This window comes from Clostridium sp. UBA4548 (genome assembly GCF_002387895.1).
Classification (GTDB): domain Bacteria; phylum Bacillota; class Clostridia; order Clostridiales; family Clostridiaceae; genus Clostridium_J.
This window is the reverse complement of the sequence record NZ_DGLI01000046.1, coordinates 25,304-36,070: the sequence shown is the minus strand read 5'-3', so window position 1 is coordinate 36,070 and position 10,767 is coordinate 25,304. Positions and strand designations below refer to the sequence as shown.

At 32.4% G+C, this 10,767-nt stretch carries 9 protein-coding genes and 1 other annotated feature; of the genes, 6 read left to right on the top strand and 3 right to left on the bottom strand.

Features of this window, described 5'->3' with window-relative positions; all coding sequences use genetic code 11:
* Positions 1–107 precede the first annotated feature (107 nt).
* Both B3040_RS17285 and B3040_RS17280 read right to left on the bottom strand, forming a co-directional pair.
* Positions 108–293 carry a hypothetical protein gene (locus tag B3040_RS17285; protein ID WP_017413677.1) on the bottom strand — a complete coding sequence of 62 codons (186 nt, stop codon included), beginning with the start codon at positions 291–293 and terminating at the stop codon, positions 108–110.
* Between the two features lie 479 nt (positions 294–772).
* Entirely contained in the window at positions 773–1,000 is a 228-nt protein-coding gene (locus tag B3040_RS17280; RefSeq protein ID WP_291576082.1) for a small, acid-soluble spore protein, H family, read from the bottom strand.
* Between the two features lie 174 nt (positions 1,001–1,174).
* Between B3040_RS17280 and B3040_RS17275 the strand changes: the two genes are divergently transcribed.
* Complete coding sequence (locus B3040_RS17275; protein WP_291576080.1) at positions 1,175–1,750, top strand: nucleoside recognition domain-containing protein; 576 nt, start codon at positions 1,175–1,177, stop codon at positions 1,748–1,750.
* Positions 1,751–1,883: 133 nt separating this feature from the next.
* Positions 1,884–2,417 (top strand): spore maturation protein, encoded by a 534-nt coding sequence (locus B3040_RS17270; protein WP_017413674.1) that lies wholly within the window; start codon positions 1,884–1,886, stop codon positions 2,415–2,417.
* Between the two features lie 153 nt (positions 2,418–2,570).
* On the opposite strand, the gene B3040_RS17265 is transcribed toward B3040_RS17270, so the two are convergent.
* On the bottom strand, positions 2,571–3,938 hold the full coding sequence (locus B3040_RS17265) for an MATE family efflux transporter (RefSeq protein ID WP_291576077.1): 1,368 nt from the start codon (positions 3,936–3,938) through the stop codon (positions 2,571–2,573).
* Between the two features lie 564 nt (positions 3,939–4,502).
* Here B3040_RS17265 and B3040_RS17260 point away from each other — a divergent pair.
* The 4 genes from B3040_RS17260 (at position 4,503) to rbr (ending at position 10,510) form a co-directional block, all read left to right on the top strand.
* Positions 4,503–5,420: an ABC transporter permease gene (locus B3040_RS17260; RefSeq protein WP_291576075.1), complete on the top strand. Its 918-nt coding sequence runs from the start codon at positions 4,503–4,505 to the stop codon at positions 5,418–5,420.
* 14 nt (positions 5,421–5,434) lie between these two features.
* Entirely contained in the window at positions 5,435–7,033 is a 1,599-nt protein-coding gene (locus B3040_RS17255) for a hypothetical protein (protein ID WP_291576073.1), read from the top strand.
* Positions 7,034–7,092: 59 nt separating this feature from the next.
* Positions 7,093–7,339 (top strand) — a binding site (T-box leader).
* A gap of 342 nt (positions 7,340–7,681) precedes the next feature.
* Positions 7,682–9,613, top strand: a complete 1,932-nt coding sequence (metG, locus tag B3040_RS17250; RefSeq protein ID WP_291576071.1) for a methionine--tRNA ligase — start codon at positions 7,682–7,684, stop codon at positions 9,611–9,613.
* Between the two features lie 309 nt (positions 9,614–9,922).
* Positions 9,923–10,510, top strand: coding sequence for a rubrerythrin (gene rbr, locus B3040_RS17245; RefSeq protein ID WP_291576070.1), 588 nt, complete (start codon positions 9,923–9,925; stop codon positions 10,508–10,510).
* Positions 10,511–10,767: the final 257 nt, after the last annotated feature.

Below are 10,767 nucleotides of genomic sequence, written 5' to 3'. Positions count from 1 at the left end.
AATTAAATGGGAGCAGTTCATAAGGCACGCTTTTAATTATGTAACTTTATTAAATTAATCATTTTAATTAATACATGAAGGATTAATTAACTACTATAAATTTAATTTTATAGAATTCCTTCTTCTTTTAATATATTCTCAATTTCTTGCATTTTCTTTGAAAGTTCTAAAAAGTTTTCTTTAATTGCATCCTCAGATAAAGAGTTTTCCTGAATAGATTTTTCTAATTCTTCAATAGTTGATAACGCCTCATCAATATCTTTTTGAGCTAGTTTTAAACTTTGTTCTTTCATAATAATCTCCTTTGCAATAAATTATATAGTCTTTTAGGATTAAAGGTTGCTTCATTCATAAACCAAAGTCTTAAGAAAACCAATATAGACCTATATATAAAAAGTGTTGACTCTGGTTGTTTATATATGAAAATAAAACGGATCTTAAATGTATAAAAATATGATTTCAAAATTATTTTTAACCAGGTAGCCCTAGTTAAGCTTATGATTACATTTTACTTTATTAGGCCTTTATCATCAAGTAATAATTGCAAGTATTCCTTAACTAAAAAGTACTTATAATTAATTTATACCCTAAATTTTAAAATATAAACCTCTAGCTAATACTAGAGGTTTATATTTTTTTACCTTTTAATCTTAGTTAAAAGGGTCGATTTTAACCACATCTTGAAAGAACCGTTATTCCATAGTTTTTAGGAGTGAGCTAAAGCTCCTTCCACAGTTCTTGAGCAAAATTAACTTGTTTGTTATTTAAATAGTTATATAAATTTTAATAAGGGTTGAACACATGAATTACAGCTATCTATAGAAACTCCCTCAAGAAGTTTTCTGCAATGTACTACGTAGGTTTCACAGGTTTGCAAATCTAAAATTTCAGCAATGTCATTTTTTAAGTCCACCCTATTTATCCATACCTCATGATTTTTATAAAACACTGTAATAATATCACTGGAGTTTTTAATCTCTACAGTTCTATTGGTCTCCATAAAATTCCCTCCCTATTTTTTATATATGTTTCTCAAGGGCTTTCTCTTTCAGAAAAAGTCATAAGAGGTATGTCCTACTAATATATATATTATAGCTAGTACAAAAACGTGCAAGAATATTATTTAAAACTTGCATTAATAAAGGGATTACCACATTAAAAAGGAGAAATATGAATGATAAACATAATATGGTTTCTAATTTTAGTAATCGGAATAGGGTATGGAGTTTTTAATGGAAATGGAGAGATGGTTTCAAAGGCTATAGTATCCTCCACCTCGTCTACAGTAGAACTCATCATAGCCTTAGTTGGAATGATGTGTCTTTGGTGCGGGGTAATGAAAATAGCAGAAAAAAGTGGACTTACGGATAAGCTAGCTAAGGTTTTAAAACCTGTACTAAGACTTATCTTTAAAGATGCAGGTAGAGATGAAAAGGCCTTAGGAGCCATTGTAATGAACCTTACTGCTAACATGTTTGGTCTTTCTAATGCAGCTACACCCTTTGGAATTAAGGCTATGGAGGAAATGGATAGATTAAATAGAGACAAGGAAGTAGCCAGCAATGACATGGTGCTATTTCTAGTACTAAATGCTGCTTGTATACAATTTGTACCTACTACTGTTGTGTCCATAAGGGCTGCGCTAAATTCTCAAAACCCAGGCGCAATTATTTTAGCAGCCCTATGCACAACTACTTTTGCATCAATCCTTGGAGTTTTGCTTTGCAAGTTATTACAAAAGCATTTTTAGCTTTATTATCAAGAAGTGGCATTAAAAGCTTAAAATGAACAAATTTCCATCCTTAAACACATATACGGTTTAAAGTTTGTTTATTTATAAAATAAAGGCAAATTGTTCATAATTTAAAAAGGAGAAAGCTGATATGGGAAATATATTTCAGTATATAGTAAAAGCCATAATCCCTATTATAATAGGGGGAGTTGTAATTTATGGAGTTAGAAAAAAGGTTAAGGTTTATGAATGCTTCGTTGAAGGAGCTAAAGAAGGGCTTAATATTTGTGTAAGAATATTTCCCTATCTACTTGCCATGCTTCTAGCAGTAAACTGCTTTAGAGCCTCTGGGGCTATGGATTATTTTATAAATCTAATACAACCTGTGGTTAAGTTTGTGGGGATTCCTCCAGAAATCGTGCCTATTATATTTATTAAGCCCTTATCTGGTAGTGGTGCTATTGGGGTTTATACAGATGTTGTAAAACAGTTTGGACCAGACTCTTATATTGGAACTGCTGCATCAATAATTATGGGGTCTACGGAAACTATATTTTATACAATTACAGTTTATTTTGGAGCAATAGGCATAAAGAAAATACGACATAGTCTATGGGTAGCTTTAATTGTAGATTTTTGTGCAGTTTTAGTTGCCATAAATCTTGCTAAGTTTATTATTTATTAAAAAAAGCTGTATTGCCTGGAAAATAACTTCCAGGTAATACAGCTTTTTTTGTTCTAAGGCAAAACAGTGAATTCGATATCAGTAGCGGTTGTATAAGCAATTAAGGGTTTATTAACATTACTAATCTTAACTACACTTTCCCTTCTACAGCAATTACTCACTAAAGGCTTTAAATTTCTTTTTAAACATAATATATAAAAGTAGTCCATCTAGGCCCCACTGAATTACACAAATCCACCAGAAGTAGGTTATAGGCATTTTTAGCAAGTATATAAAGTAATATACAAGAGGCAGCCTTATAAACCAAGAAGTAACGAAAGCTACTACAAATGGAGTTTTAGTGTCTCCAAAGCCCTTTAAAGCTCCACCCATGATCATTGAAACTGCCATAGTGGGTTGTTCAAAGGCAGCAACCATAAGACAAGCAGTTCCTAGAGAAATAACTGCTGTTTCACTACTAGCTATGAAAAGGCTAGTTAATTGGGTTGGAATCACTAAGAATAAGAAAGAGAATAAAAGCATAACTCCTATGCCTAAAATGGTACAGGTATAAGCATATTCCTTAGCCTTTTTAAAGTCCTTTTCTCCAACCTTATTTCCCACCAAGGTAGTTGCAGCCACTGCAAAACCCCAACCAGGCATAAAGGATATGGATTCAAGAGTTAATGTAATTTGATTTGCTGCAAAGGCTGTAGTACCGAGGTACATAATCATAAAGGTAGTGCCAAGCTTACTTATACCATAAGCAGCCTCCTGCATGGAAGCTGGAATAGAAAGAGTGATTAAGCTTTTAAGTCTAGTAAAGCTGAAAGAGCTTATATACTTAATCCTTACCTTGATTAGTGATTTCTTATAGGTATAAATTGCAGCATATAAAAATCCAGAAATATGTGCAATGGCAGTGGCAATGGCAGCTCCTTTAATTCCAAGCTCAGGAGCACCAAATAAACCAAATATTAAAACTCCATCTAAAACTAAATTAACAAGGACCACCACTGAAGAAATAATAAGAGGAGTTTTTGTATTTCCATAAGATCTATGAATTGCAGCTAGCATGCTAGTCATCATATTGAAAGAAAGACCAATACATACAATATGGATATATAAAACACCATAAGAAATAACTTCAGGCTTTGCCCCTGCTAGTTTAAGTAGATCTTCTGCAAATAGGAATATACATAATGTGGAAACAAAACTTATAAAGGTTCCAAGGGAAAAACCAATGGTAGCATACTCTTCAGCAGTATCTAGTTCCTTAGCACCATACCTTCTAGCTACAATAGAAGTAATTCCTACAGCAAGTCCTTGGGCTATTAGTATATTAGCAATAGTATAGACAATTTCGCAGGAAATGCCAACAGTACTTACAGCTAGCTCCCCACCATACTGACCTACCATTACAGTGTCTAACACCCAAACTAACATATACAAAATCATTTCACCTACAGCAGGTAGTGCAAGAGATAAAACATCTCTTATATTATTTTTGTTAACATAATTTCTTATATTAGTAAGTTCCATAAAAATCCCCCTTATGTATTAAGTTTTTACTAATAGTAAAATTTCGAAAAAGAATTTTATAACTATAGTACTTTTACTTTAATACACATAAATAATTAATTAAAAATGAATACCAATTCATTATAGCAAAATTATGCCAATATTAACAGAATGCAACATAGGGAAATAATTAAATTTTTTGAAACTTCTGCCATTGAAAAAAATCAGTGCTATAATAAATATAATTAGTTATATAAAATAGGTAATAAAGGCTTCAAAGGTGAGAATGAATTTTATTCATGATGAATGAAATCCATCACCAAAAAGCCTTAAGAGAAACAAGGTAGGAGTAAGGTAAGCCTTGATTTTGGTTGACTATAGAGAAAACACTTCAACGTTTAAGCTGGTATTTTTTAAGAAGTGGGTTATGCATAAGATATAGACACGCTCAATGTATTGTAAATATTTAAGTTATTCCTGGTATGGGTAAATTTTCATACTAAAAGATGTTTATTTTATGAGCTTGTTTATCTATAAAAACAAAAGATAAGTAAAAATAATTAAGGGGTAAAATGGGGGATTTATATGAAGGAAGTAACAGCTAATAAATTTCAGAGGGTAGAACAAACTGATATAGGTGAGGAGTGGAATGGGACAAGTCTCACCTACTGGAAAAGCGTTAGGATAGCCTTTTTTCAGAATAAGGTAGCTATTATTACAGCAACTATTTTATTAATTATCATTGCTATGGCTATAATCTATCCAACGGTGTCAAAGTATTCTTATTTGCAACAGGATTATAAAATAAGGAACTTAAAACCATCGATGCTTCACTTCTTTGGTACAGATGAAGGAGGAAGAGATATCTTTACAGGGGTATGGCAGGCAGCAAGAATTTCGCTACTGCTGGGAATTATAATTGCCCTTATAAATTTAACTATTGGCATGATTTATGGAGGTATATGTAGCTATTATGGTGGACTCACAGATGATGTTCTTATGAGAATAATTGAAATTCTTGCAAACATACCACTATTAGTAATAGTTGTACAGGTTAACTTAATTTTAGGACCTTCTATCTTTACCTTCGTAATTGCTATGACCATAAGCGGATGGTGTAATATAGCTTCTTTAATAAGGGGACAATTTATCCAACAAAAAGAACAAGAATATATTTTAGCAGCAAAGGCGCTAGGAGCAAGTACCTCTAGAATCGTTAGTAAACATTTGATGAGAAATATAATAAGTATTGCTATAGTAACTATAACCTTAGAAATACCGAGTATTATACTACTTGAAAGCATGTTAAGTTTTATAGGGTTTGGAAGTGCAATGTTAAGTTGGGGGAAAATGTTTTACACTGCAAGCTTTGCGATTCATTTTTATCCCTATCAAGTGCTTATGCCAGCCTTTGTAATATCTATAACCATAATATGCTTTAACATTTTAGGGGATGCCTTAAGGGATGCTTTCAATCCTCATGAGGTTGTATTAAAAAAATAATGGGGGATTAGAAAATGAAGATAAATAAGTTTTTTTATGGGGCTATGGTTATTATTGTTCTTATAATTTTTAGTTATCATTATAAATTGAATTACTATGTAGCAATTCAACCACCCTCAGAAAAGTGGGCAAAGGAAGTTTTAATTGCTGAAGGAAATATTAAAGGATTTCCATCTATAACAAAGTATAAAAATAATTATATTGCAGCCTTTAGCGAGGGAAAGGACATTAAAGTTATGTCTGTAGACCCTTTAGGAAAGGTGTTACAAGAAAATTTAGTTTCAGCAGACACGGAAGTTCCACAAAACATAAGCATATTTCAAAGTGGCGATAAGCTTATTTTATCCTATTTAGTAATAGGAGCAGACAGTGGAGAGCTAAGAATAATTACTCTTGATGAGAATTTAAAAACTTCAGATAATAACCTAATTCAAGGGCTTGTAAGTTATATTAAAATTGACGACAATACTTTAGCAGCAGTATATAAAGAGAAAATTGACCTAATTAATTTAAAGGAAAACAAGGTCACAACTGTAAAGACAGGGGAAGATACTTTTTTAGCATCAGCAGTTAAGTATAATGGCAAAGATTGCATACTGTATACCAATTCCTCTGGAGAGTTTAGTTATTTCTTTTTAGAAAATGGAATTCCATCGGACATAAAAACAGGAGGAGCTATGAGCCCATCAACTAGGGTGAGATTTTCCAATATGACTTCTGTAGTAAATAATGGCATAGTTACAAATTTAATTGAATATATGTTCAAAAGTGATTATATAGGCTACAAATATGTTTGCTTTTCCCTTGATACTGGAGAGGTTACTGGAAACGGAGAGTTTCATATAAAAGCTGAGTTTACAGAAAAGGGATACACTTATAATGGGGCTGGAATTACCATTGCAACTCCAACAGTCTATACAGGTAAGGAAGGAACTTTACTATTAAGTTCTACTAGAGATATGGCTAAGGGAAAAAACCAAACAGATATAATGGAAATGCAAGTTCAGGAAAAATTAGGGGCAAATTCTGAAGTGGTATCCAGAACTAAAGCGGTATCTATAAACCCTGCCATTCATGAGGATACTTTAGTGTTCTTGGACATAGTAAAAGAAGGTGAAGCAAAAATATATATGACCTCTACAAGAGAGGATTTTAAGGAGGCAAATAATAAAAGTAGATTTGATGAAAAAGTAGAAGCCTTCATTGAAACTGGGGAAGCTTTAGTATTTTCACTAGCTTATGTAATAACCTATGGGATGATTTGGATAATACCTTCCATTTCTTTATTTAGTTTATTATCCTTGATAGAATATAGATTTTCTTACAAAGTTAGAAAAATAATATTCATCTCAACTTATGTAGTTACAAGTATAGTTAAAATATTAGCTGTAAAAATGACGTTTTTTAAAAACCTCCAAGGAGCACTGCCAGCTAATTTTACATTTCCAGTGGGAGCAACTGCTATGATTATTATTAGTTTAATTTGCTTAGTGTATGGGTATTTAAACTATAAGGATGACTTAGAGAAAAATGTAATGGCTCTTAGCTATACTAAACCAATTTTCCTTGATAGTGCCTTAACCTTAGCATTATTTGTAGGGTTTATTAAATAAAATTTTTATATTGACATAATTTTTTCTTTATCATATCATAATAATAAATATAAAATTAAATTAATGCTATGAAAAGAAGAGTATTAAGGAAAGTTTTCCAAAGAGAGCTGGGTTAGGTGAAAGCCAGTGAAAATAAACCTTGAGAACATGGCCTTGGAGCAGATTTCCTGAATGTTATTTAGGGGAATACGGTGGCAACCGATATATTGCGGGGTGATAAAACCGTTATAGGGGAGTCACTTACTAAGGTACTTATTGTGAAATAAGTATAAAATAGAGTGGTAACACGTATATTACGTCTCTATGTGGAAATATTTCCACATAGGGACTTTTTTTATTTTAATTTGTTATAGGGCTTTAAATTGATAACTAACCTATGAATAACTAAATACTAAAGAAACCCAAGGTAGATTCATAAATTAAGAATATTTAGTGTCCTATAAAGTTGAAAAGTAATTATAAAATTTTTAAGGTATCTGAAAATAAATAATAAGTCAAAGATGTGAAGGATATTTTGAGTTAGACAAGGAACCAGGTTCCGCAGATAGCAGAGCTATCTAAGAGTTCTGTTGACGCAGTATAGCACAAAATAGACGAGGATACTGACTTACTTATTTTTTGAAGATACCTAATAGAGGAGGAAGAAAAATGAGTAAGAAACCATACTATATCACCACACCAATTTATTACCCATCTGCAAAGCTTCATATAGGAAACACTTATACTACGGTAGCAGCAGATGCAATTGCAAGATTTAAAAGATTTACAGATCATGATGTAATGTTCTTAACTGGAACAGATGAGCATGGTCAAAAGCTTCAAAGAATAGCAGAAGAAAAGGGCGTTACTCCAAAGGAGTATGTAGATGAAATTGTTGCTGGAATTAAAGACCTTTGGAAGCTTATGGATATAAGCTACGATAAGTTTATAAGAACTACTGATGATTATCATATTAGTGCAGTTCAAAAAATATTTAACAAATTATACGAGCAGGGAGATATCTACAAGGGAGCTTATGAGGGTTGGTATTGCACTCCTTGTGAAGCTTTCTGGACAGAAACTCAGCTTAAAGATGGAAAGTGCCCAGATTGCGGAAGACCAGTTGAAAAGGCTAAAGAAGAAGCTTATTTCTTCAAAATGTCAAAGTATGCAGATAGACTTTTAGAATATATTGAGTCTCATCCTGAATTTATCCAACCAGAGTCAAGAAAAAATGAAATGGTTAATAACTTCTTAAAACCAGGTTTACAGGACCTATGTGTATCTAGAACCTCTTTTAACTGGGGAATACCAGTGGAGTTTGATAAAGGACACGTAATTTATGTTTGGATAGATGCACTTTCAAACTATATAACAGCTCTTGGCTATAACAGTGACAACACTGAGCTTTATAGCAAATACTGGCCAGCGGATGTTCACTTAATTGGAAAAGATATTTTAAGATTCCACACAATTTACTGGCCAATTATGTTAATGGCGTTAGACCTTGAACTTCCAAAACAAATTTTTGGACACGGCTGGCTTTTAGTTGATGGTGGAAAAATGTCTAAATCCATGGGCAATGTAGTAGACCCAGTGGTACTAGTGGAGCACTTTGGAGTAGATGCAGTGAGATACTTCTTACTACATGAAATCCCATTTGGTTCTGATGGATTATTCAACAATGAAATTTTCATAAAGAAAACAAACTCAGACCTTGCTAATGACCTTGGAAACTTAGTTTCAAGAACAGTAACAATGATTGAAAAATACTTTGATGGAGTAATTCCAGCCCCAGATGAAAAAGAGGCAGTGGATGATGAGCTTATAAGACTTGCTCTTGAAGTTCCAGGAAAAGTAGAAAAAGAAATAGATAAATTAAAGGTATCTGATGCTTTAGATCACATTTGGACTTTAATTAGAAGAACAAACAAATATATAGATGAGACAACTCCTTGGGTTCTAGGAAAAGATGAGAGTAGAAAAGGAAGACTTGCTACAGTGTTATATAACTTAGCAGAATCTTTAAGAATCACTTCAGCATTACTTTCTTCCTTCTTACCATCAACAAGTGCTAAGATAAATAGTCAATTAGGTATTGAGGCAGCTTCTTGGAACAGTTTATCTGCCTTTGACGGAACTAGTGCAGGAAGTAAGGTAAATAAGGGAGAAGTTATGTTCCCAAGAATAGATGTGGATGCAAAAATTGAAGAGTTAAATAAACTTTCAGAAGCTCAAAAACAGCCAGAGAGAGCACCAATGACTCCAATTAAAGAAGAAATCACTATAGATGATTTTGACAAGATAGATTTAAGAGTAGTAAAAGTTTTAGAATGTGAGCCAGTGAAAAAGGCTAAGAAACTTTTAAAACTAAAAGTAGATTTAGGTGGAGAAATCCGTCAAGTAATATCTGGAGTAGCAGAGCACTACAAGCCAGAAGAGTTAGTAGGCAAAAATGTAATTCTAGTTGCAAACTTAAAACCTGTAACTTTAAGAGGCGAACTATCTCAAGGAATGATACTTTATGGATCAACAGATGATGATAGTAAGTTACTAGCTACAAATCCAGGAGATTTACCAACAGGGTCTATAGTAAGATAATTATTAATTAACTCACTGGGATAATTAACTAATATTACAATTAACCTAAAAAGAAAAGTTCTAGTAAAAGCTAGAGCTTTTCTTTTTTACAATGAATTTAGCTTTGCCTTCATGAAGGTATAAAAATTTGCTCACATTATAATTGTTTTAAATATTTAGAGTAGATAGAGTTTAACCCTCTTGAATGCTTAGATTTTTTTCTATATAACTACAGGCAAATTTAAATGAATTATTAAAGTTGGTTTTGGAAATATTAGAAACAGAGTGAAACTAATACATATATAAAGAATTTAAAGGAGTGTTTTTAAAATGAAAAGTTTAGTAGGAAGTAAAACTGCTGATAACTTAGCCAAAGCCTTTGCCGGTGAATCTCAAGCAAGAAATAGATATACCTTCTATGCTAAGGTTGCCCAAAAGGAAGGACATATGCAAATTTCTAACGTGTTCTATGAAACTGCTGATAATGAGAGGGCTCATGCTTATATATTCTTTGATCTTTTAGTTAAAGGTCTTGGTAAAAATCAAATACATGTAGATGCAGATTATCCAGTAGCTTATGGAGATACCTTAGAAAACCTAATGGCAGCTGCAGAAGGAGAAAAGGAAGAGTGGGGCACTGCTTATCCAGAGTTTGCAAAAATAGCAAAAGAAGAGGGTTATCCTGAAGTAGAATTTGCTTTTAATAAAATATTAGAAGTTGAAAAAGGCCATGAGCAAAGGTATTTAGATTTACACGAAGCTCTTAAGAATGAGAGATTATATAAAAGAGATACAGCTCAATATTGGAAGTGCATAAACTGTGGTTACATTTATGAAGGAACTGAGGCACCAAAGGCATGTCCTGCATGTAAATACCCTCAAGGATATTTTGAAATAATGTACGATACAAAGGAATAATTTCTAGATAAGTGGAGATAATTAGAATAGATACTCAAATTAAAGAAGTTTCTAACATCCCCCCATACTATAAGTCCTATTTTCAGTAGATATAGGACGATTTAACCCCTAAGCTATAAGAGATAATCCCCCTCTTATAGCTTATTTTTATTTTTAATTCTATGTTATTGTCAAGTGTGATGAAATAAAGTAAACCTTCAATGGTCAAATTAGGTGAAGGTTTGCTTTAATAATTGAGTTGATTTAAATATTAAAAA